Below are 23,736 nucleotides of genomic sequence, written 5' to 3' on the forward strand. Positions count from 1 at the left end.
ATTGGGGTGCGACTCAGGTGCGATACTCCGCGTTGAGGCGGACGTATTCGGGCGTCAGATCGGTTGTCCAGAACCGCCCGGAGGCATTGCCTTCCTGGAGCACAAGTTCGATCCGTGTTTCGCGTTCCGCCCGGATGGAGTTCGACACCTCGATTTCGTCAAACTTGACGGGTGTGCCATCGCGATAGAGGCAAAAGCCGTTGAGATAGAGGGTCAACTTGTTGGGATCGAAGGGCACTCCCGCGTAACCTGCCGCGGAAACGATGCGTCCCCAATTGGGATCGGCACCGTGGATGGCCGCTTTGACAAGAGGGCTGTTGGCGATGGCCCGGGCAATTTGAAGGGCGTCCTGGCGAGTGCGACAACCAGTCACTTCGATGGTGATGAGGTGCGTCGCCCCTTCTCCGTCGGCAGGGATCATGCGGGCCAGTTCCACACACAAACTGTGGAACTCCCGCTGGAAGTCTTCCAGGAGATCTCCGGTGAGGGGCGGGCCACCTGCCGCGCCATTGGCCAGAAAGAGCACCGTGTCGTTGGTGCTGGTGTGACCGTCCACATTGATGCAGTTAAACGTGTCGTCCACAGTTTCGCGCAGGAGGCGCTGAGCCGTGTCCACGTCAAGGGTTGCGTCGGTGAAAAGGACGCCCAGCATGGTGGCGAGATTCGGCCCCATCATCGCCGCGCCCTTGACCATCCCCGTAATCTGGATTTCGCGTCGGGCGAGGGAGAGCGTGCGTCCCGAGAGCTTGTATACCGTGTCGGTGGTCATCATTCCCCGGGCAGCCATGATGAGGGCTTCCTCATCGTTGCCCAGCCGGGCAGCGGCCAGCTCGATGCCGTGGGCAATCTTGTCCATCGGCAGATAGACCCCGATCACACCCGTGGACATCACCAGGACCTGATCTTCTTCGACCCCGACGGCCTTGGCGGCGAGGCGGGCCATCTCTTCGGCATCCCGAAGACCGCGCTCCCCCGTGCAGGCGTTGGCGTTACCAGAGTTGATCACCACCGCCCTAATCCGTGTGCTCGGCGTCCGCTTGCGATCAAGCTGCACTGGGGCGGCGCAGACGATGTTCTGGGTATACACGCCCACCGCCGTGGCCGGCGTCTCGGAAACAATGAGCGTCAGATCCGGTTTCCGCAGGTCACGCTTCAGTCCACAGTGGACACCCGCCACCAGATAGCCTTTTGGAACACGCACTGCCATTGTCAGGGGTCTCTCGCCGAAACAGCGTAATCTCTGCGATTGTGACTTTCCAATCCGCGTACCACCCCGTGGTGGAAGCTGCCAGCCAGCCGCGGCTTCACAAAAGGGCCGTCGTTTCCGGAAATCCGTACATGAGGTTGAAATTCTGGACCGCGGCTCCGGAAGCCCCTTTCACGAGGTTATCGAGGCAACTCACTGTCACGATTCGATCCCGCACAATGCGGGCGGTAATATGGCAAAAATTGGTGCCTGCCGTATCTTTGGTGGCGGGAAGATGATCCACCACCTGAACAAACGGCTCATTTTGATAAAAACTTTCCAGACAATCGAGCACTTCGTCCTCCGATACCTGTCGAGTGGGCCGGGAATAGGTGGTCGTCAAAATGCCCCGATCCATCGGAACAAGATGGGGCGTGAAAACCACCTCCACCGTGCTCCCCGCCACCTGACCGAGAACCTGTTCAATCTCCGGCTGATGGCGATGCCGCCCCACGTTGTAGGCCGAGAGGCTCTCGTTGCACTCTGGAAAGTGGGTCGTCAACTTGGGTGTGCGTCCTGCTCCGGAGACGCCGCTCTTAGAATCTACGATGATATCCCGCGGTTCGATCAGCCCGGCCTTCAAAAGTGGTGCCAGAGCGAGAATCACCGAGGTGGGATAACAGCCCGGATTGGCTACCAGCGAAGCGCCACGGATTTCTTCACGGAACAGCTCCGGCAGACCATAGGGGACCTTCCCCAGGCGTTCTGGGTCGGGATGCCGGTGTCCGTACCATTCCTCATAGACCTGCGGGGAGTTCAGCCGATAATCGGCGCTGAAATCCACCACCCGGCAGCCGGCCTTTAACAGTTCTGGGATGACTTCGGCACTGGCGCAATGGGGAAGGCAACTGAATACGCACTCCGCCCGAGCCGCTACCTCCGCCGGGGTAAGGTTCTCCAAGTTAGCAGAAATTCGGCCAACCAGGGTGGGATGTACACTGGCGATGGGGGCGTTCCCCTCCTGCCGGCTGGTCAACGCCGTGATCGTCACCTCGGGATGCCGGAGCAAAATCTTGATCAGTTCGACTGCTGTATAGCCGGTGGCTCCCAAAATTGCAACGCGGATAGCCATAACCAGTACCTGTCAAACTCTTTAGAACAATCAATATCAATCCGTGGTGGTCAGATACTCGGGGCAAGACCGACGCCCCTCTCTCAGCATTGGGACTGAGTGCAAGCTGATATTACCTGCAATATACCCCCCTTTACCGCGGTTTAACAGGAGCGGACTCGGGGGAATGCTCGACGGATCGCCGAGAGCGGCATGCCGACCGGGCAACCAGATTACGGTGGGCCGGCTCATCCACTCTCAAGACACATTAACCACGGCCGAAGCCAAATTTCTGTAGGGGCAATTCATGAATTGCCCCTACCACCAGCGACTGACAAATCATTTCACGGGCACGACAGCCGTGCCCCCGCAAGACGCTTTCGCCCTCGCGCCGCATGGAAACAGCATGGACGACTGTTCCCCAAATATTCCCAAAAACTGGAAGGGGCGACCGATCGGCCGCCCCTGATCCCACGGTTCATCGATGTGTGCAACCCGACGACTCTGATTTTCCGTCGGGCTGACAATTCACCCGAGCGTCGAATCGCCCATTTAAAAACCGGGCTCGATCAGTGGTTTTCCGACTGCTTCTCGGACTTCTCCGAGTTTTCCGGCTTCCGCTGCTCGCATTTGAGCTCCTGGAGTTCCCGCACCCAGATGTTACGGAACTTCACCGAATTGCCGTGGAACTGGATATGGATGGGTTCTTTTTCTCCGTGGGGTGTGTATTTCGGCGGGGCGTCCCACGCCGTGGCACCTTCGATTTCAAAGTGGTTTTGCACAACCACTCCGTTGTGAATGACCGTAACATAGGCCGGTTTCAGAAGCTTGCCGTCACTGTCGAAGCGGGGAGCGGTGAAAATGATGTCGTAGGTCTGCCATTCGCCCGGCTTTCGGGAAGCGTTGACGAGCGGAGGATGCTGTTTGTAGATGGCTCCGCACTGCCCGTCATAGTACGTGGGGTTCTGATACGAATCGAGAATCTGGACCTCGTAGCGTCCCATCAGATAGACGCCGCTGTTGCCCCGGCCCTGACCTGAACCTTCAATTTTCTCTGGTGTTGCAAATTCGAGGTGAAGCTGAATATCGCCAAATTTTCTCTTCGAAGTAATCCCATTTTTCTGTGCGATGGCGTAGCCGTTCTCGACAATCCAGTTTTCACCCCCTTCCCACTCAGAAAGGTCTTTTCCATCAAACAGGACGATCGCGTCGGACGGCGGTGAGCCGTTTTCGCCTGGGGTGACGACAGGTGGCTCCTGCCACACCTTTCCGCTGATCCATTCCTCAGCAGAAAGGCTGCCCATCAACGCAAGCAAGATGACCGCCGAACTCCACACAGTGAGAGCACGCATGACAGAACCTCCTCTTAACGAACAACCTGCAGGAAAGCAACCAGCGCTGCACGCGCACGGTGCACAAAATGACCATCATCGTTCGGCGAGAAATGCAGGTCAAGGACACGCACGTTCACTGTGACCGACGCCCCAGGAGCAGCCCTTGCGGGCTTCAAGGGGAAGGACACACCAATTCATGGCGCCAAAGAATGCAGGCTCGAACCGCCGGCAGTTGGTTTTCCTCTTTGACACCGCGGGAATTTTCTTATTCGCTCCTGGCGGGCCCAATTCATTGGACCATCGCAGCCAAGGAACCGGGCCTACTGTTTCAGCCATTTCACAGCTTGTTTGGCCCAGTAGGTGATGATGATGTCGGCCCCGGCGCGGTGGATGGCGGTGAGCATCTCGAGGGCCACGCGCTGGAGATCCAGCCAGCCTTTCTCCGCGGCCGCCCATACCATGCTGTATTCCCCGGAGACGTTGTACGCCGCGACAGGCACGCCGGGGAATCGTTCCTTTACCAGGCGGATGATATCAAGGTAGGACGTGGCCGGTTTGACCATCACGATGTCGGCACCCTCGGCAAGGTCCAGTTCCACTTCGCGGAGGGCCTGCTCGGCAGCCGCGGCGGGATCCATCTGGTAGCTTCGGCGATCACCGAACTGGGGCGCGCTTTCCGCCGCTTCCCGGAACGGCCCATAAAACGCACTGGCGTACTTCGCGCTATAGCTCATGATCGGCACATGGGTGAAGCCAGCCTGATCGAGGGCCTGTCGGATCGCCCCTACCATGCCGTCCATCATGCCGCTGGGGGCCACCATGTCGGCACCCGCCCGGGCATGGGCCACAGCCTGCCAGCCAAGCATACGGAGGGTTTGATCGTTGTCCACGGTGTCGTGTGCACCGGCTTTTCCCAGCGCACCGCAGTGCCCGTGGCTGGTGTATTCGCAGAAGCACTCGTCCGTGATGACGAGGAGTTCCGGCGCTATCTCCTTGATAACCCGAATCGCGCGACAGATGATCCCCTGCTCACTTGTTGCGTCACTGCCCAGGGGATCTTTGTGATCTGGAATTCCGAACAGGAGGACACCTCCCAGCCCCAGACGCCGGACCTCTTCGATTTCTTCGCGAAGGGCATCCAGGGAAAGCTGATCATGGCCGGGCATTGAGGAGATCGGTACACGGTGCTCGGAGCGGGCGTGCACAAATAGTGGCAGAATCCACCGGCCGGGATCAAGCCGAACGGTCTGAACGAGTTGCCGAATCGCCGGGTGGTAGCGGAGCCTCCGCATCCGCACGGTGGGGAACCCCGCTGCTCGGCACCGCTCAATGATCAACCGGCGCGCCGGTGTTGCACCCATACCGTCTACTCCTTTTGTTCCAGCTCTTTCCAGTTTTGCTTGAGAATGACAAAATCGGCCCGCTTCGATCTTGCCGCGCGGTCCATGCACACCAATCCGCGGACTTCAAGGTAATGGATCATCGGCGGAAGATATTTGCCCCGATTTGTTCTCATCGTCATCCGGCATTTGCGAAAAATCAACCACCCAGGCCGTCGGGACGTAGCGTGTCACCAGCCAGTCGGTAAGGTTGACCCACCCCTCGCAGTAGTTGAGGATGACGCTGTCCGCGGTGGCTACCAGGTCCGGACATTCCATGAGGAGATAATCAGGACTTTGCACGATTTCCACCTGCCACGGCCAGCCGTGCTCCGCTGCCAGTTCACGGATGAGTTTGGCCAGTCGGCCGCTGTTGGACACGGGCTTGTCGAGATACCAACGCGCGATGGACACACCCAGCTCGGCAAGGCCCTTGCCAATCAGGTGGATTGCGGCGACGGTTTCCTGGACCTTCCGGTAAGAACCGTGCATGCTGGCCATGTCGCGGAGAGTGCCGTCCCTTCCGCGGATGAGCACTCCACCGCCGAGTGCCGCCTCCATGGTGGTGAGCACGTTGTAGCCATCCAGATAAAGTGGCAGACCCCGGAGGCTGTGCACCTCCTTCTGCCGAGAGCGTCGTTTCAGGAGTTCCTCCCGTGTGCATGCGCTGCGTTCCAGCGCCATCCTCTGCCGGGCCGCCAGTTGGTAGCGATCGCCCACCAGCTTGAGAGAAGAGGGCAACGCGTAACCACGATCCAGGAGCCAGCAAAGATCACCGAACGCCGTCAGAAGCCGGGGATACTGGCTGGGCGCGAAGAGCTCATGATCTTCGGGATGGGGACCGCGATGCTGCCGACGGTCAGGCACGAGAATTCAGCCCTCCGAAAAGACTCTCGCCCTCCGTGTCCGCAGAATCGGCATCCGTGCCCGTGGCGGCAACTGAACCCGACTGAAAACCGTGTTTATTTCCGCTCATACGTGCCCATCAATTCGCCCTCCGCCAGAATGTGGCCTTTCATGGCGTTCATCAGCTCTTTCTTTGTTGCGCCTGGCGGAAGATTGAGCTTGGTGTTGAGGGCATAGATGCGGAAGTAGTAGCGGTGGCGGCCATGGCCGGGCGGAGGCATGGGGCCGCGGTATCCAATCGTCTGACCACTCGTCCACGAATTCTTACCCTGAAGAGCCCCCGGTGGATTTTCAAGTTTGGGGGTTTTGGGCAGATCCTCGGGCAGTTTGGTTACATCCGGCGGAATCTTATAAAGTACCCAGTGCACCCAGGGTTCCGGCGTGGGGGCGTCTGGATCGTCGCAAATGAGGGCCAGTTCCTGGGTTCCCTCGGGGACACCCGACCATTCCAGTGGCGGCGAGACATCCGCCCCTTCTCCCGTGTATTTCTTGGGAATCGGTTGCCCCGACTGAAATGCGGGGCTGGTGATTCTGATGGCCATGGCCTTACCTCCTTCTTCACCGGTTACCTGAGCAACGGAACTCTCCGACGATGATTCTGCTTCGGTTGCCCCAGCGGACGTTGCACCGCTCTTTGTCGCGGCTTCTGTCTCGCAGCAGGCGGGCTTGTCACCCACGATTTGAAATTGCCGAGACGAGAGGCCCTCTTTTTCAGCCTGGCAGCCCAGGGCGGTCACCGTGGCCATCAACAGAAACGCCCAGCTTCCCCTCAGGAATTTTCTGGAGAACAGGGTGATTGATTTCATGGGTCTCTCCGGCACGCTGAAATGCCGCGTGACCCCGTCCGTCGCCACATCGTCGGTTTTCCCGCTCACCTCCACATCGGACCATCCGTCGGACGGGGAGAGCGGCCGTCCTTCGTTTTTGTCGCCCAGAGTTTACCGGCCTTATCCCTTGACCACGCCGACAGGACGTAGCCGGGCGACCTTCTTGGCAAGTCCCGCGCGATCCACGATGTCCACGACGATGCTGACATCTTTATAGGCATCGGAGTGCTCCTCCGCCAGTCCCGCCCGGCTGTGCGCCCGGGCGATGATTCCCTTGGCCGCCAGCTCTTTATCGATCTGGCGACCGCGGGCAACCTGAATCGCGGCGTTGCGGCTGAGCACGCGTCCCGCCCCGTGGCAGGTGGTGCCGAATGTTTTCTCCATCGAAGCCGGCTGGCCCACCAGGACCCAGCTTTCCCGGCCCATGTCCCCCGGGATGATGACCGGCTGGCCGATTGCGCGATACCGCTCGGGAACGTCGGGATGCCCTGGCGGGAACGCCCGCGTTGCCCCCTTGCGATGCACACACACAAGTTTTTCCTTGCCATCGACGATATGCTTTTCCATTTTGGCGATGTTATGGGCAACGTCATACACGAGGTCCATGCCCAGCTCCTCCCAGGGCTTGCCAAAGAATTCACTGAAGGCCTCTCGCGTTTGCCACATGAGGAGCTGGCGATTGGCCCAGGCGTAATTGGCTGCCGCCCGCATCCCCGCCAGATAGCGCTGCCCCTCGGGACTATTGATAGGGGCACAAGCGAGCTGCCGGTCGGGAAGCTGGATGTGGTATTTTTCTGGGCACCGCCGCATTTCCTGGAGTGCGTCGTCACACACCTGATAGCCGAGGCCGCGCGATCCGGAGTGGATCATCACGCAGATGGTTCCCGGCTCCAACCCCATGATGCGAGCGGCTTCGGGATCGAAAATTTCTTCCACCACCTGGACCTCCAGGAAGTGGTTGCCGGCCCCCAGCGTCCCGCACTGGTCGCTGCCACGTTTTTTGGCCTCGTTACTCACGCAGGAAGCGTCGGCTCCCGCCATGCACCCACCTTCTTCCGTATTCTTGAGGTCCTCCTCGGTGGCCAGCCCGATCTTTTTGAGATACCGGCACCCTTCTTCCAGAAGCTGGTCCATCTGCTTTCCGGAAAAAAGATAGGGCCCGCCTTTGCCCACCCCTGCCGGAATCCGCTGGAACAGAACATTCATGAGTTCGGACAGTCGGGGGCGAACATCGTCAATATGGAGATTCGTCCGCATAAGACGGACGCCGCAGTTGATGTCGTACCCCACCCCACCCGGCGAAATGACACCACCTTCCTCCGGATCTGTGGCGGCCACCCCGCCGATGCAAAAACCGTAACCCCAGTGGATGTCCGGCATGGCCAGACTGGCAACCTGGATGCCGGGCAGGGTCGCCACGTTGGCCACCTGCTCGGGAGCCTGATCCTTGCGGATTTGCTCGATGAGCCGTTCGTCGGCATAGATTCGGCCTTCGACCTGCATTCCCGGTTTATAATCGGGCGGGATTCGCCAGGTGGTTTCGTCGATACGTTCGAGCGGCCCAGCAAAGCCTTCCTTACTCATAGGCGCCTCCTTTCTTCCTTCGACTGCACAGAGACCGCCGCGGCGCAGGGGCGTCGGTCGGAACGCTTTCTCGGGCGATACTCCCAGCGCACTCGTTGCTTGCGCCCCGTACTGCCTGCACTCAATATTTTACGAACCCGCCTTTTTCTAGCCCGCTGTCTCCACTTGATACTGCGCGGAAACGCGGGTCGTGATTCCCCCGCGAGGCCGGAAATCGGCCACAACCTTCATCCACCGCGGCCTGAGAACAGCGACAAGGTCGTCGAGAATTCGATTCGTGACGTGCTCATAAAAAATGCCCACATTCCGATAGGCCTGGAGATAAAACTTCAGGCTTTTTAATTCCACACAGAGCTTATCGGGACAGTACGTGATGGTGATCGTGCCAAAATCGGGTTGGCCCGTCCGCGGACACACGGAGGTGAACTCCGGGCATATAATCTCAATGGTATAGTCCCGATCCGGATACTGATTCTCGAAAGTCTCCAAGATATGTCGAAACGATTCCGCTTGTTGTGCCACGCCGCATCTCCTTTAATTGCTAGCAAATTCCACCTTAAATCATGATATAGGGGCGGGGGACTATTGAATACTGCGGCGGGTGGGGCTGGCTCATTGAGACCGGCTCCGGCTGGCACTCTGGCTCGAAAGGGAATATTTGCAGGTATGGCCTCGCAAGCAAGTCGCGGTGCGGTGGTACTTCTATCGGGTGGAATGGACTCGTCCACAACGGCTGCTATTGCCAGGCATGAGGGGTTCCGCCTCTTTGCGCTGACCATCGATTATGGGCAGCGGCACCGTTTGGAGCTCGAGTCCGCTCGAAAAGTCGCCCAATTTTTGAACGCGGCGGAGCATATCGTCCTGAGGGTGGACCTGACTTGCTTTGGACGCAGCGCTCTGACGGACACCATCGCGGTGCCCAAGGATCGCCCTGTGACGGCCGGTCACGGGGAGATCCCGGTCACCTACGTCCCTGCGCGGAACACGGTCTTCCTGGCTCTGGCCCTGGCTTATGCGGAAAGCCGAGGGCTGGCCGACATTTTCATCGGCGCGAACGCCGTGGATTACAGCGGGTATCCGGATTGCCGACCGGAGTTCATCGAGGCCTTCGAGCACCTTGCCAACTTGGGAACCAAAGCGGGCGTTGAAGGCCGGACCCGCTTCCGCATCCATGCGCCGCTGTTGCAGATGACAAAGGCCCAGATCATCCGCCGGGGCATCGAACTCGGCCTGGATTACGGCCTCACCCACACGTGCTATGACCCCACTCCGGACGGCCTCGCCTGCGGACGGTGCGATGCCTGCCAGCTCCGCAAAAAAGGATTTGCCGAGGCCGGGCTCCAGGACCCCATCGCCTATGTCTGTTGAACATCCGAGCCAGATACATACCCCCAGCATGGCCTACCATCCCAAAGGGCACACAACCGGCGCGGCGGAGCAAAGACTCGCTCAGCCGCTCCGAATCGCCGAAATTTTTCAATCCCGGCAGGGAGAAGGATTTCTCACCGGGACCGAGAGCGTATTCATCCGCGTCTCAGGATGCAACCTCCGGTGCAGGTTCTGTGATACCCCGTACGCAAGCTGGGAACCGGAGGGCCCGCTTCTCACCGTCGAGGAGATCCTCCGTCGTGTGGAAAACTTTCCCGCTCGCCATATCGTGCTGACGGGCGGCGAACCGATGATGTTTCCCCAAGTTGTCCCTCTCACACGGCATCTGTCCGATCGTGGCTACCACGTGACGGTGGAAACGGCGGGCACGGTATATCGGCCGGTCCAGTGCCATCTCATGTCGATCAGCCCCAAACTCAGCAATTCCACGCCCGACAGAGAACTTCATCCGCGGTGGTGGAAAGAGCACGAGCGCCGGCGACACCAACCGGACGTCATTCGGCGGCTTGTCCGCGAATATCCCTACCAGATCAAATTCGTTATCGACCGGCCTGAAGACGTGGACGAGGTAGAACGCTACCTTCGCGCACTGGCCGAAATAGATCGTAACCGAGTGCTCCTGATGCCCCAGGGGACGGATCAGGAGGCGCTCGGCGAGAAAATGACCTGGCTGGAACCAATCTGTCAGCAACATGGGTTCCGGCTCTGTCCACGGAAACACATCGAGTGGTACGGTCCAGGCCGGGGCAAGTAATGACTGCTGAAGATCGCAGAACAGTTTGGCCAAAGGCGACAGAGCATCAACTTTTGCCGACGTCCCCCACAGTCGCTTTTCTGCCAGGCCACGTGTTTTCGGACGGATCGGACAACTGCCTCGTCAGCCGGCCGCGCTCTCCTGGCGATGGGCTGCCCGCGGAATCGCTCAGCCTTTTGCGCCCATGGCCTTGGCCGTGTTGACTTTCTCTGCCAGGCGCACGCCGGGGCGTCGCAGCCTCATCGACTCGACTTCCCAGACATAGCCGTGAATTTGCACGTCGGCCGGGATCAACGGGCAGTTACGAAGCAACTCCACCTGTTTGAGGCAAATCTCGTCCACATCGGAAAACATCCGAATCCATTTAGGGAACACCCCCGGCGGCAGCTTGAGTTCGGGCAGAGCCGGATCGATCGCCACGCTGTCTGGATCGATACCCTTTTCACGGAGGGCATTGGTCAGAAATTCGCCGGTTGCCGTCATCATGCCGCACTCGGTGTGATTGACGACAATGATCTCCTTGGTGCCAAAAAAGTTGGTGGTGAGCATGGCCGAGCGGATAACGTCGTCCGTCACGAGACCTCCCGCGTTGCGGTACACATGGGCATCACCCAGTCGAATGCCCAGGGCCTCCTCGACTGGCAACCGCTCGTCCATGCAGGCGAGCACAAACAGGCGCCGGTTGTTGGGAATTCCCTTCTGACGCCGCAGGGCCCAGGCTTCTCGTTCCGCCAGTTCCATGTCGATTTGCTGGTACAGCATCGCGGCACCTCCCATTCTGTCTCATACATCTGTTTCTTGATGAGTTTACTGCATCAATCTGTATGCATCCCTATCGTAGGCGGCCGCTGACTAAACGTCAAGCGACTGTCCTTATCAAATTACTAATGTATAACCGACAAGCATCTCGCTCACAGAAAAACGGCTTCCGGCAAACCGGACCTGTCGTGGTGACTGCCCCGGGATCAGGCGAAAGAATGCGGCGACGAGAAAAGGCGGAAACGCCACGGTGAGGATTTTCGCACGTAGGAAGAAGGGCGCAAAAAAATCGGGGCGACTGGATTTGAACCAGCGACCTCTTGGTCCCGAACCAAGCGCTCTAAGCCAGGCTGAGCTACGCCCCGAAAAAAGCTATTTGATTAATTTTTATGTCCAAGGAGCACCCGCCCGTGGCCCAAACCTGTCTTTGTTCCGGCCACGCAGGCTTCCTCTTCAGTTTACCGCCACTTCCCGCCCAGCGTCAATCCATGATGTTCGCAGAGTTCAAGCACTTCCAAACTCGCCTTGGCCTGGGGTAGATAAAGCCGACGTTATTGCCAACCACAACGCGGGCAAGCCGTTCAGATTCCGGCAGAGGCAATCCATGAATTGCCCCGACGACACACCGAGCAGCAACCCATGAATGGAACCGGGTATGGGCGATTCATGAATCGCGCTCGTACTCACACCGGCACGCCCAGAAAGCCTTCGTGGTAAAACACGGGTTCGTAGCCTTGTTCCGTCAACCACCGGATGGCGGTTTCCAATCGCTGCGGATGATCTGGCAGATACCGCTGATAAAAAGGCCAGAAATACTGCTCGTGTGTGAAAATATCCATGATCTCGGCGGTGTTCGGGTCGTCCATCAGGGGCGCCAGGGTGGGGACGATTTGATCGACAGGTGTGTTGTTACAAACGATGTCCACCCGGGAGAACACAATGCCACTTTCGAAATCCATCCAGGCATCGTGGCGGGAAAGGTAGGCACTGCGACTGGGGTCGAGGTGGTAATTGACATCCCAGACGCCGCCAATCTGAGTGAAGTATCCGCTGAGGACGCGAACACCACGCTCTTTTAATACCGACAGACTGGCCGGCAACACCATCCCCCAGTGGATCACGGTGGGTGGAGAATACGTGGCTTCCCCGGCAAAGCGCAGGATCTGCTCGGCCACGCGATCGAAATCGGCGGCCAGTTGCTGCGGCGAAGCATGCTGGTAGGGGCGATCGGGTTTGTCCGCCCAGGCGTGAAAAGCGAGTTTCAGCCAGTCCGCATTGTCCGCCCATTCACCCTTATACCGATCGGGAAATTGCGTCAGATTGAAGTCATCACCCGTCGTGTAGTAAATGTTCAACACGAATTTGGTGCCGTACTTTTTGTGCAGGTCGCGGAGCATCGCCAGATACCAGCAATCGAATAGCGAGGCATACTGATGCTGGGCAATATCGCGGAGAAAGAAGCTATTATCGTCAATGGAGAACCGATAACGGGGCCGACTGTTGCGGTCCCAGATGACCTTGATTCGATGCTCCTGATGACCGCGGGGTCCGCGAGAACTGGCGACGATCTCGTTTTCATGCTCAGCGAGGATCACTTTGGCTCGGTAAAGGGCCCCCTGGCGCTGTGCCGCCTGGCCGTTGACGATGACGGCCTGATCCTCGGGCGCCACCCCCAGGACCTCGATTTCCAGGCCTTTGTCGGTTTGTCGGCCGTGTCGCCGGTTGAGAACCGCTCCATGGACCGGCTCCAGGATGGTCGTGCTCGTCGCATCCGCCAGCAGGCGTCCTGTGGCAAGTGCCGCTGTTCCGGTGGCCACCCCCAGCAAAAAACGACGCCGGGACCAAACGTTGAAAGACATGGCGCTACCTGCTCAGTTCAGTAGGAAAGGCCTTTCCAAATGCTCTACGGAGCTGCTGTCTCGGGTGGCTCCGACCGTTCTTTTTGTGTCACGTCCTCAGGGGGCTTATGTGGGCCGCGTGGCTGCTCGCGCTCGCTATGTGCCTTGCGGTGCGGTGTTTTCTTGGGCAGCGGTTCAGCCGCCTCGGCGGTTCTCTCTTCGTCGAAATCTTCATAGGTCGAGACATAGCCCGGCAATTTCGCGCGGGCCTTTTCCTCTTCGTAAGCAGCGATGACGCGGGCCTGGATCATTTCCCGGCACTGGGAATTGATGGGATGGGCAATATCCGCGTAGAGTTTCGCCCGACCTTCCTCGTCGCGCTCGATTGGCTGCTCTTTCAGCCGGATGCCACACTGGTTGCAGTATTGAGCCCGAAGGTGGTTCTTCGTGCGGCAATTGGGGCACCGAGCCGTAAGCTTACGGCTGGGCATGGCGACGAACGGCCCGTTCGCCCCTTCGATGATCTTCAGGTCCCGGACCACGAAGCAATCATCGAAGGTGATCGAGCAGAAAGCTTTCAGCCGCTCTCCGGGCTCGTCCATGAGCTTGATGCGTACCTCGGTGATTTCCACGGCCGACCTCCTTTCCCTGAGGACCCTTCACACAACCGAGTGCACGACGAATGCAGCACCGAGCCGGGTTGACTGGATCCGCCGCGCCGCGGCCAGGGCTTGTTCGCGGTGGCTGTACACGGCGAAGTAGCACGAACCGCTCCCCGTCAAACTGACCGCCAAACCCCCTGTCTGAGCCAGCGACTGCTTCAGGTGGGCCAGCCCCGGCGCCAGACGCAGCGCCGGTTCCTCCAGTCGGTTGAACACCCGTTTCCCGAACGAGGCCCAATCACCCCTCTGCCATGCCTGCAGTAGCGGCGTGACTGGCTGCGGCGTTTCCGGCACCCGGCAAGCTCCATACACCTCCCGCGTCGCCAGGCTCACCGGCGGCTTGACGACCACCGCATGAAGCGGCGGGCCCGGCCGGACGGGCTCCACAATTTCTCCTCGGCCGCGGCATACGCTGGGTCCCTTCTCGAGAAAGAGGGGAACATCACTCCCCAGCCGCGCACCCCAGTCGTGCAGAGTCTGGGGGGACACCCCGACGTGCCACAACTGGCACAAAGCCACCAGCGCAGCCGCCGCGTCCGAAGATCCCCCACCTAACCCGGCGCCGGTGGGAATACGCTTCCAAAGCTGGATGCGCACTCCGCGGGTGATTGCCGTTTCCTGCTGAATCAGGCGTGCCGCACGATACACAAGATTGGTTTCATCCACCGGCACGGAATGCTTTCCGCAAAGTTCCGCCCAATCCCCTTTCCAAACCCATTTTACGTCCAGGACGATGTCGCTTCCCGGGATTTCCTCAAGCACCAGGGTATCATAGAGGTTGACGGGAACGACCAGGGTCTCGATGAGGTGGTAGCCGTCTTCGCGGCGCCCCAACACCTCGAAGAAAAGGTTCAATTTCGCTGGGGCATGAACGACCCACGATGTATGCCAGCGTTGGACCTGCATTCGACGTCCGCCCCGGCAAGAGTACCTACGGTTGCAGCAACCATCCCCCAAGCGCTAGGGATTTTAAGCCTTTCTTTAATGGCGTCAATATCTATTTCCCCACGATTGGGTGGTGGAGCATTTTTCGCGCGCCGCGCCGTAGTTTTCTCCGTGAAGGCAATTTATCATCCTCAACCCACGCCGATCCCAAATTTGCGCGTTGTCACGTTGCTTCCCCGGGCTCGAATCAATCAGGCGGAAACCACGTCCTGAGGACGGTGCAAAGCCTTCTGAAGGCGTTATCTGTGCACCGGGATAGACCCACCTTTTTAGCAAGCTCTTCGTAAAGAGACGCCGAGCGCGGCGTTCGCGTGAGCCGCAGCGCCTGTTGCATGGCCTCTTTGGGGCGCCGAGGTTTTGCTTCCCCGGGATCCAGATAACCCTCTTTCTCCAACCATTTCCGGAGTTTTTTAAGGTCGGATCCCCACCCGAGCACCCTTGCCACATGAGGCGAATCTGCCCACACCCATGCTTCCAATTCAGGGTCTATAACGATGGCCGAACACCGGTTTTGCCAGCCGTTTTTGCTGAGCTTTGCTTCCACCTCTCTTTCGATCTCCTCTCGCCCCTGCGTCTTTTCCGCGCCACATCCCTCACGATCGAACATGACCAAGGCATAGCGATACTGGGTCACAAACGGCCGCAGAAATACATCAGCTTCCCGATACACACCTGGATCCCGCTTGGGATGTTCATAAACGTCCGCCGCTGCATCCGGGACAATCGGGCGGATTTGAAGGGCTTGATGCCGCCTGAGGAGCGCCATTACAGCGATTCTCATTGTTGGGTCGCCTGTCAAAACGATGAGATCTTTCATTTCTCTGCTCATCCCAAAATGCCTGACGCGAAAAGCGTCCCCAGGTCCGTTTCTTTTTTCCAGTCGCGAAGCTTGGGGTGTTCCGAGCCCGTCACCACATCCGTGGCCCCGTCAGGTGTTTTTTTGAAGCACAGTAATTGGCCGGCTTCCACCAAACTTAAAATGACCGGGGAATGGGTCGCTACCAGAACCTGAGCCTCATACAGCGACCTGAGGGACTCAATAACAGTGGCCACAGCAAGGGGATGAATCCCGTTCTCCGGTTCCTCGATTAAATAGACACCCTCAAGGGAGGGAAGATAAGCGAGGATCGTCAAAGCCAGCAGTCGCAGTGTTCCGTCGGAAACCATCCACGAAGGAATTTTCAAGCCGTTTTCGTATTCAATGACGAGGTAGCGGTGTCGATCCTCTTCGCGTTCAACGGTTGTAATGTCCCGGACCTCGGGAAGAGCTGTCCGAACGTGGTCGATCCATTGTCGCCACCGGGTGGGGTTTTTGCGAAGTTCCGTGACGATCCAGGGAAGATTTGATCCGTCAGGCTTGAATGTTCGGGGCTGACCAGGGGGACTGGGTCTCTTCATCAACAAACTGTTAAGGACAATCGGCTGGACTCCCTCACTCAACAGCGTTTTGAACCACGTGGCTGCGGGAAACGTCGATTGGTCTTCCGGTAAATTGCCAAACGCGCTTTTTTGAGGTCCCAGCCGAATCGAAGGAAACCATCCTTTCCCTGATTCTTTTCCCACTTCGCTGTAAAAATGATCGAGACCGCTCGCAGCTTTCCGCACGACTCGGCGATCTCCTCCCCCCACGCGATGCGTCATGATCGACTTGGGAGCCGTGTGCTCCATTGGGAAGAGTTCCCTCGGAACTGGCCGGGGTTCCCGCCACCGCTTAAGAATGACCGACTCTTCCAGGATGGAAACGATCTCGGTCTCAGGGTGTATTCCTATGCAGACCTCGTAGCGAATCGTATCCCATGCCATTTCGGGTGCCCGGCCCCTGATCGCATCCGGGATTCTCGCTTCCACGGCCAGCTCAAACGGGCCGACACCCCTTTTCCAAACCAGGTCCTGAAAATTAGCGGTGCGTTCTTCCAGTGCTGCCTGCAGCCCGTCCGCCACAAGCCGTCCCAGAAAACCGACAACGTCCAGAAATGTCGTCTTGCCACTTGCATTCGGTCCCACCAGGACGTGGAACGATTGCAAGGGCTGGCGCACGTAGCGAAGACACCGGTAATGGAGGGCCTCAATGAGCCGAATCATATTTTTGCTTTACCTCCGATCCATCCCCACTCGCTGGACAACCGGAAGGTCATTTTACACAAGATCTGGCCCCGGCTCTCGACCATTTAGCCTCTCCATATTCCGTACCCTTGACGCACAAATTTTCTCACGCAGTGTACCCGCGCATTTTGGGAGCAGAAGTCCTCGATCAAGCGTGTTCCGTCACGTCACTGGCGGCAAGGTGACTTGGCTTAAACCACTCGCAAATAGTCGGAATGGGACACCTGTCGTACCCGTGGATACGGAATCGATCGTCCAATCCTCACAGGTGGACCTGACAAGCAGGTCCCTCCGAAAAAGGCCGGAGGGGCACGCTTGTCGTGCCCGGGGAAGGAAATGGATGATCCTACGTTGAACGGCGGACCCGACGAGCGGGTCCCTCCGAACGCTCGAGAAAACGGCGCCTGGCCGACACGTCCCTCCGGATAGCGCGACAGAGCCCCTCCTGTAACACCACGGCGGATACTCGACGGAAGGCGGAATTCATGCCTTGCCGCTACAGCACGTTTTGCCTTTGCGCTCTCAGACTCATACAACAGGTGACGATGGCTCAGCCGGGGGAGCTTGCACATGATTCTCTCCTCCGTTAGCTTGTGGGCACGTTGAGCCGGTGCTCCCGACTGCACCCTTTTACCGAAAGACAGCGCCGGACACAACCGCTAAGTCCCGTCCCGGCATGTCCACACTCCAATCCCAGTCGGCGATCTCCGGTCGCAAACTCGTAAAGGACGCAAGGCAAGAAACGAATTAGGAGATCGCCTCCATGCGGTGGTACATCGGGAGACGATGGCCTTATGGGAAAAGCCCTCTTTTGTTCGGTAGAACTGCTCGCCCTGACTGGTCAACGCGATGGTTCCGGACTCGCTCCGCGCGACTGGACTATCGTTGTTCGCCCGGTCGGAGAACGTTGACCCTCGAACCACTAGAGTCCCGGCTGTTGCTGGCAGCCGCCTCGCTCGCGGATTTATCCACCGTCTCCTGGAGCGGCTCTCTCGGCGGAACTCAGTACGACGAAGTCCGGGCCGCCGCTGTGGATCCCGACGGGAACCTTATTCTGGTGGGCACAAGTTTTTCCAGCGGCTGGGTCTCCGGTGGCCACGACACCACCTGGGGCGGTGACGGTGACGCCTTCGTGGTGAAGATCTCACCGGAGGGCACCTCGCTCTGGTCAACGTATCTGGGGGGAACTCTCGACGATGGCGCCGCCGGTGTGGCCGTCGATGCGGACGGAAATATTTATGTCGCGGGATGGACGCGTTCGACGGGCTGGATTTCCGGTGGGTACGACACCACCTACGCTGGATTCGGCGATGGTTTTGTGGTCAAGCTGAGCCCCACCGGGGCCTACCTGTGGGGAACCTATGTTGGTGGAAGCGACTGGGACGCGATTTCGGCCATCGCGCTGGACGGTAACGGGAATATTTATGTCGCCGGCACGACCAGTTCCTCGGGATGGATCCGAGGTGGCTTCGACTCGAGCTACAACGGTGGAACCTTCGACGCTTTTGCCGCCAAGCTCACAACCACCGGGCAATTCGTCTGGTCCACCTACTTGGGCGGCTCGCAGCGGGACTATGCGTTCGCCCTGGCGTTTGCCGAGGGGGCCGTTTACGTCGCAGGACGGACATCATCCCCCGACTGGATGGTCGCTGGAGAAGACCTCACCTACGGCGGTTCTTACGACGGCTTTCTAGTCCGGTTGTCTTCCACCGGGCAGCGTGTCTGGTCCACGTACCTCGGTGGAAGTGCGGAGGACGCGGCCCTCGCTGTCGCCGCTTCGCAAAATGCCATTTACGTGGCAGGTCGGACCGCATCCAGCGATTGGTCAAGCCAATCTCCTCTCATTGGACCTCAGGGAAGCCAGGATGCCTTTATCCTGGCCATGCGACCGGATGGTCAAACCCTCTGGTACACGTATCTGGGAGGGACCGGCGATGACAGCGCTACGAGTGCTGCGGTGGGGAACGACGGTACAATCCTGGCGGGTGGCCAAACAGCGCTGGTGGATTGGGCGGGAGGGCGAATCCTCGGGTCCTCCGGCGGGGGTAGCGAAGGAATCCTCCTCCGGCTCAGCACCACCGGCCAACTCCTCACCAGCGATGTCCTGGGCGAAGAGGCAGACGATTCGGTCGTGGCACTTGTGCCGACGCCAAATTCAGGATTTCACGTGGTGGGAAACACCTATTCCACTCCCGCTTGGCCGACGACCGCGCTCCTCGGCGAGCCAGGGGACCAGGATGTTTTTGTAGCCGTTCTATCCCTCGCTCAACCACCTGTAATTGCTGAATTGTTTGCTGACTCTCCGATCGTCCTGAGAGACGAACCGCTTCTCCTGCGTGCTCACGGCATCGCCGACCCCAATGGCCTCGATACCGTCAACTCCGTGGAGTTTTACCTCGATACCAATGGAAACGAAAACTGGGACGATGATGATCTGCTCCTGGGAGCAACCGGTTTAACCGCAGAGGGCGAGGCGATTTGGGAAGTGGGCGCGACCACTCTCGACGCCTGGCCGTTGGGGCGCTATCGATTTTTCGCGATGGCGCGGGATAACACAGGTCTGGCAAGCGATCCCGTGGCCACCGATGTCCTTTATACCAAGCGGGTTGATCTGGGAACCATCGATCTGCGACGCATCGTGGAAACTGAGCCTGAAGCCGGGAAAATCTTCTACCGCCTGCTCTTCACGCACCTGGCGGGAGTTTCCATAAGGGCTTCCGCACCGGCAAACCCCGAAAGCATCCATTTCGCCCTCTATGACAGTGATCCCCTTGCGGATTCACAACTTGTGCCGTTGGCAATCTCACAGGTTGCGAATGGCACCGTCCAGCTTGAGCTCGCCCGCATTCAACCCGGCGCCGTGTATTACCTCGTTCTGGACGTGGCTCCCGGCTCCGAGATCGGCGAAGTTATTTGGACGATCGCCAATCTTGTGGATCGAGACCCAATGACAGGCGCGATCACCGTTTTCGACACGTCGGACGATGACACGGTGCAAGTCGCGTTTACCGGAGATACGAGTAACCCGGGCACGGTGATCAGCATCCGGGGAGTTTCCTTCGACCTGCCGGCCACCGCGGAGAGCGGCCAATCAATCGCCATCCAGGCAGGTCCCGGCCACGATGTATTGATCGTGACGGATTCAACCGGCGACGATCACGTGGAAGCCTGGCCGGACCGAATCGTCTTCCATCGGGGCGTCGCGAGTTCGCCTGGTGTGAATTTCCCTGGGTCAGTCACAGCCGTCACAAGCACCGGATTCGAAGAGATTCACATCTACGGCACACAGGGAGGCCATGATACCGCCTGGCTTTCCGACACCCTCTGGCAAAATGGTGCCGATACCGCAGCCCGGATGAAGTTTGAACCGGCCCTGGGCCACGTGAAATGGATCACCCCTCAGTCTTATCTGCGAATCAAGTTCTTCGAACTGGTGGATGTCCTCGCCAACGGGAATAACGATCGTGCGACTTTCTTCGACGGTCCCGGCGACGAACTCTTTGAAGGGCAGTGGGGGCTGAGCCGCCGCACCGGGCCGGGCTACGACGTCCGCGCGCACGGATTTCCAACCGTGGTGGCGTATTCTCAGACGGGGACAGATCGGGCAAGACTCCTGGATTCCGTCCTCAAAGACGAATTGCAGTTCAAACCTCATAAAACGGAGCTTTTCGACCAGTCCACAGGTGGCAACGTCTATCGCGTGACGGTGCGGGGATTTCCTCTCATTGAAGCCGAGGCCACATCACCCCTGGATAGGGACAAGGCCGCCCTGTGGGATACCGTTTTCAATGAACTGATCACGGCCACGCCAGAGGAACTGGTCTTCGCTCGTCTTCTTGCCGAAGCGCCCCGCCCAATGCTCATCCTTCGGGGATTTGAATTTGTCAAAATCCGCGATAGTGCAGGTGGGCAGGATCAGGCGACGGTGAAGACCCCGCTGCCCTATGATCTCATTTTCGGGGCCGGCTGGGATGTCCGCACCGAATAATCGCGTGTGGCACACCGCGGATAACTCACACGGCGGAAACATGTCCCGCTGTCGTCGCGGTTTTGGCCGCCCGGCCATTACTGGGGCACTGCCTCCAGGTCTTTACCTTTCGGTTTAGCGCTGTCTACCGCTCAGCCCGTGGCGATACTCCAGTTTTTATTGTGTATCGGAGTACACTTGGGTGCTCTCTTCCTTGGTGATGGGCAGCCGGATGTCGTCACTAAGGATCTGGACGCGGACGCGCTGATCTCCTGCGGCGATTGCCTGAGCGCGCACCCGGAACAGCGCCTCTGCCTTGGCTGGCAGACGGGGCAATTTGCCGAAGAGGACCTCTGAGCCATTGATCGTGTTGGTGGTGGGACCTTCGCCGGCCAGGGGGCGCACACCTTCCGGCAGGATCACCATCACTTGCACGTTCGTGGCCTCCTTGGTTCCCTGGTTGACGACGCGGATTTCGTAGGTGGTTTCCGTGCCCACGGCCACCGGATCTCGCGTGTCCGCCACCTGGAAGTGGAGCGCGGAGATGCCCTCCACCTGGATGGTCAACCGCTGATCGTCTCCCAGACCGAGTTCATCGCGGACTGTGCACGTGAGCGGCTGCTCTCCGGCAGCAATCGGCCGCACCACAAGTTCTACCTGTCCGGTTTGGCCGACAGGCAACTCCTGGAGCAACCACTGGACGCTGTGCGTGGTCGGATCATACGTGCCCGCATTGTTCGCCCGTACAAATTGCAGTCCCGGCGGCAACGCGGCCGTCAAACGGACCATCCGCGAGCTGGCCGTGCCCGTGTTGCTCAAGGAAATCTGGTAAGTTGTTTCGCGATCCAGGAATCGCTTGGCGGGCCCTTCAACCGCCAGTTTGAGTTGCGGCGCCAGCACGTTGATGGTACTCTGATTCTCCACCCGAACGTTGCCGTCTGCCCGGGCGATCAGCCGATTGACGGCCGTTCCCGGCCGAACGGCACGCAAGCGCAACTGGACCTGTCGGGATTCCCCAGGGCGGAGGTCTCCCAACACGTTCTCCAGTTCGCTGCCGGCGGGATGCTGCATTTCCTGCGGAACATGTTCCTCCAGCACCACATTCGTCGCCACGCCCGAGCCGCTGTTGCTCACGGTGATCGTTGCCGTAATTTCATCGCCGATGAGGGCCTGAGGCGGAAACTCGGCCTTTAACGTGAGCTGCGGTCGGGTGGAACGCGTCCTGGCCGAGGCCTGGGCATGGACGAGGACCGTCACGACGCTCCCCAACTCACCCTCCTGCAACGGCATGAACTCCGCTTCCAGCGCGATTTCATCGCCGGGCTTCATAGGGCCGAGCGTCCACACAAGAGTTCCCTGCATCTGCTGACTGGCCTGCGGATTGGTCCGCAGCACGCGGACGCCCCAGGGGATCGGATCCTGGACCTCCACCTTATTGATGGGGATTGCCCCACTGTTACGGATCACGATTCGTGCGGTGGCGGGCTTTCCCACCTGAACCTCGCTGGGAAGAATCTTCTGAATGGTGATTTGCGGTGTTTGCGGGCCTTCCAAACCGGCGTCGCCCGGCCGGGCATCTCCCTCTGACCCCGTCGGCAGGGATGCCCCGCCCGCATCCGACGCTGCTCCCGTTCCCGACACAAAACCGCCTGAGCCTCCCGAGCCCGACTGGAGCGGCAAGACCCGCGTCGGCGGGGGGGTAATAATCGCCGGTGTTTGACCGTTGGGGGGTGGTGGGAGAGTGTCAAACGGACTGGCCACCGGTGAGGCAGGACGTGCGACTGGACCGGACTCCGCGGCGTTCCCCGCACTGGGCGAGTTCGAGGATTGGGAACTTGCCGTCAAGGGACCGGGATTCCCAGGAACTGATCCCGTTACACCGGTGTCAGCAGAGGTATCGACCTGCCGCGTGGGGAGTTCGGTGGGTCCCGGGTTAAACGCCGGTGGCGTTGCCTGTGTGGCCTGCGATGCCGAGGGCTGCGATGGCATCTGGACGGGCATGCCGCCAGGCGGAAGCACCTGAGCGGCATCGGGAATGCCCGTGGATGCGGCCTCGGTCGTCCCGACGCCAGAGTTTTCCGGTGATGCAGAATTCGCATTCTTGGGCGAATTTGTCCGCGCTGAGGATGAGTCGCTCTCCGTAGTCGGTGTGTCGGGAACAATCCAGCCGGCCCCCGCCGGGCTCGAAACATCACCCAATGATGACGCGGCCGACGTTTGCGGCGGTGGCGGCAATACTCGCGGCGATTTCGTGGGTTGCGATTCGAGCAGGGCAGGGATTTCCCGGGATGCCGCCCCTGGCGCCCCACCAACGCGATCCCCCGGTGCGTTGTCGGGAGGTTCCTGACCATCGACCTTTGTGGGTATCACGGGTGACGACAGTTGCCGCTTTTCAGTGGGCAACGGCCGCGACCCGCTGCGAAGAGGATTCTCCGGCGGGTTCAGTGGCGGACCGGATGCCACCGGTGTATTCACCCCAGAGCGAGAGTCAGACTTCTCGAGCGGATGAACACTGTTGCTGGGGACGAACGGCTGCGGTTGAGGAGCAACGGCCGGCTGGGGGATAGCGGTCTGGTTCAGTTCCTCAGCCTGGACCGACATCCCATGCCCGTTCCAGAACATCTTGATCGTGATGGCCGCAACCGGTACCACCACGAGGACCGTCGCGAGAATCAGCCATCGACCCGGCCGTGTGACCAGATACATCTTGAGCCGTTGCACCCATGCATGCATGGGAGATCCTCCATGCTGACGAAGCATGTTTCGTTGAACCTCTTCTGTACTTGCGAGAGGGAGTTCGATCCGGCGTTTCCCTTCCCATTAGAACGGGTGCTACCCAGTGGCGTCCTACCCGTGCCGAGGTTTATTTGGTCGCCCCGCTCGAAAACGGAGACACCGGCGACCCGCTGGCAACCTGCGCGGGTCTGGTAAATAGCAAATTTTTCAAAGGTTGGAAAGAGCAAATTCACAGCCCACGGCGGTAGGGCAGTGG

At 59.3% G+C, this 23,736-nt stretch carries 18 protein-coding genes and 1 tRNA gene; 3 read left to right on the top strand and 16 right to left on the bottom strand.

All coding sequences use genetic code 11. The features are described 5' to 3' along the window. Nucleotides 1–13 precede the first annotated feature (13 nt). The 8 genes from argJ to queF form a co-directional block, all read right to left on the bottom strand. Nucleotides 14–1,207, bottom strand: coding sequence for a bifunctional glutamate N-acetyltransferase/amino-acid acetyltransferase ArgJ (gene argJ / locus THTE_RS17590; RefSeq protein ID WP_095416670.1), 1,194 nt, complete (start codon nt 1,205–1,207; stop codon nt 14–16). 97 nt (nt 1,208–1,304) lie between these two features. Next, nucleotides 1,305–2,318 carry an N-acetyl-gamma-glutamyl-phosphate reductase gene (gene argC, locus THTE_RS17595; protein ID WP_095416671.1) on the bottom strand — a complete coding sequence of 338 codons (1,014 nt, stop codon included), beginning with the start codon at nt 2,316–2,318 and terminating at the stop codon, nt 1,305–1,307. Between the two features lie 548 nt (nt 2,319–2,866). Then, a complete protein-coding gene (locus tag THTE_RS17600) occupies nt 2,867–3,649 on the bottom strand; it encodes a 3-keto-disaccharide hydrolase (RefSeq protein WP_095416672.1) in 783 nt (260 codons plus the stop codon). A 302-nt stretch (nt 3,650–3,951) separates the two neighbouring features. Next, the gene (gene hemB / locus THTE_RS17605; RefSeq protein WP_095416673.1) at nt 3,952–4,992 is read right to left on the bottom strand and encodes a porphobilinogen synthase; all 1,041 of its coding nucleotides are present in this window, start codon (nt 4,990–4,992) and stop codon (nt 3,952–3,954) included. Between the two features lie 105 nt (nt 4,993–5,097). Then, nucleotides 5,098–5,877, bottom strand: coding sequence for a DUF434 domain-containing protein (locus tag THTE_RS17610; protein WP_157732221.1), 780 nt, complete (start codon nt 5,875–5,877; stop codon nt 5,098–5,100). A gap of 95 nt (nt 5,878–5,972) precedes the next feature. Further along, the gene (locus tag THTE_RS17615; protein WP_237260171.1) at nt 5,973–6,722 is read right to left on the bottom strand and encodes a YbhB/YbcL family Raf kinase inhibitor-like protein; all 750 of its coding nucleotides are present in this window, start codon (nt 6,720–6,722) and stop codon (nt 5,973–5,975) included. A 141-nt stretch (nt 6,723–6,863) separates the two neighbouring features. After that, nucleotides 6,864–8,327 carry an RtcB family protein gene (locus tag THTE_RS17620; RefSeq protein ID WP_095416675.1) on the bottom strand — a complete coding sequence of 488 codons (1,464 nt, stop codon included), beginning with the start codon at nt 8,325–8,327 and terminating at the stop codon, nt 6,864–6,866. A gap of 147 nt (nt 8,328–8,474) precedes the next feature. Then, nucleotides 8,475–8,849, bottom strand: coding sequence for a preQ(1) synthase (gene queF / locus THTE_RS17625; protein ID WP_095416676.1), 375 nt, complete (start codon nt 8,847–8,849; stop codon nt 8,475–8,477). A gap of 144 nt (nt 8,850–8,993) precedes the next feature. Between queF and queC the strand changes: the two genes are divergently transcribed. Then, complete coding sequence (gene queC, locus THTE_RS17630) at nt 8,994–9,695, top strand: 7-cyano-7-deazaguanine synthase QueC (protein WP_095416677.1); 702 nt, start codon at nt 8,994–8,996, stop codon at nt 9,693–9,695. Next, nucleotides 9,685–10,470 carry a 7-carboxy-7-deazaguanine synthase QueE gene (locus tag THTE_RS17635; protein ID WP_237260172.1) on the top strand — a complete coding sequence of 262 codons (786 nt, stop codon included), beginning with the start codon at nt 9,685–9,687 and terminating at the stop codon, nt 10,468–10,470. Before queC ends, THTE_RS17635 begins: the two co-directional genes overlap by 11 nt. Nucleotides 10,471–10,638: 168 nt before the next feature. Here the strand turns inward: THTE_RS17635 and THTE_RS17640 are convergent, their stop codons facing one another. The 7 genes from THTE_RS17640 to mads3 form a co-directional block, all read right to left on the bottom strand. Then, nucleotides 10,639–11,232, bottom strand: a complete 594-nt coding sequence (locus THTE_RS17640) for a beta-class carbonic anhydrase (protein WP_095416678.1) — start codon at nt 11,230–11,232, stop codon at nt 10,639–10,641. A 286-nt stretch (nt 11,233–11,518) separates the two neighbouring features. Further along, nucleotides 11,519–11,594, bottom strand: a tRNA-Pro gene (locus THTE_RS17645). 318 nt (nt 11,595–11,912) lie between these two features. After that, a complete protein-coding gene (locus tag THTE_RS17650) occupies nt 11,913–13,088 on the bottom strand; it encodes a hypothetical protein (RefSeq protein WP_095416679.1) in 1,176 nt (391 codons plus the stop codon). A gap of 44 nt (nt 13,089–13,132) precedes the next feature. Continuing rightward, a complete protein-coding gene (locus THTE_RS17655; protein WP_095416680.1) occupies nt 13,133–13,699 on the bottom strand; it encodes a SpoVG family protein in 567 nt (188 codons plus the stop codon). 27 nt (nt 13,700–13,726) lie between these two features. Beyond that, nucleotides 13,727–14,635: a 4-(cytidine 5'-diphospho)-2-C-methyl-D-erythritol kinase gene (gene ispE, locus THTE_RS17660; protein WP_095416681.1), complete on the bottom strand. Its 909-nt coding sequence runs from the start codon at nt 14,633–14,635 to the stop codon at nt 13,727–13,729. A gap of 226 nt (nt 14,636–14,861) precedes the next feature. Then, entirely contained in the window at nt 14,862–15,503 is a 642-nt protein-coding gene (gene mads4, locus THTE_RS17665) for a methylation-associated defense system protein MAD4 (RefSeq protein ID WP_420823852.1), read from the bottom strand. Further along, entirely contained in the window at nt 15,500–16,756 is a 1,257-nt protein-coding gene (gene mads3 / locus THTE_RS17670) for a methylation-associated defense system AAA family ATPase MAD3 (protein ID WP_095416683.1), read from the bottom strand. Before mads3 ends, mads4 begins: the two co-directional genes overlap by 4 nt. 784 nt (nt 16,757–17,540) lie before the next feature. Between mads3 and THTE_RS17675 the strand changes: the two genes are divergently transcribed. After that, entirely contained in the window at nt 17,541–20,765 is a 3,225-nt protein-coding gene (locus THTE_RS17675; protein WP_095416684.1) for an SBBP repeat-containing protein, read from the top strand. A gap of 156 nt (nt 20,766–20,921) precedes the next feature. On the opposite strand, the gene THTE_RS17680 is transcribed toward THTE_RS17675, so the two are convergent. Next, nucleotides 20,922–23,477 (bottom strand): COG1361 family protein, encoded by a 2,556-nt coding sequence (locus THTE_RS17680; RefSeq protein WP_168175891.1) that lies wholly within the window; start codon nt 23,475–23,477, stop codon nt 20,922–20,924. Nucleotides 23,478–23,736: the final 259 nt, after the last annotated feature.

Origin of the sequence: Thermogutta terrifontis (assembly GCF_002277955.1) — a bacterium.
Lineage (GTDB): Bacteria > Planctomycetota > Planctomycetia > Pirellulales > Thermoguttaceae > Thermogutta > Thermogutta terrifontis.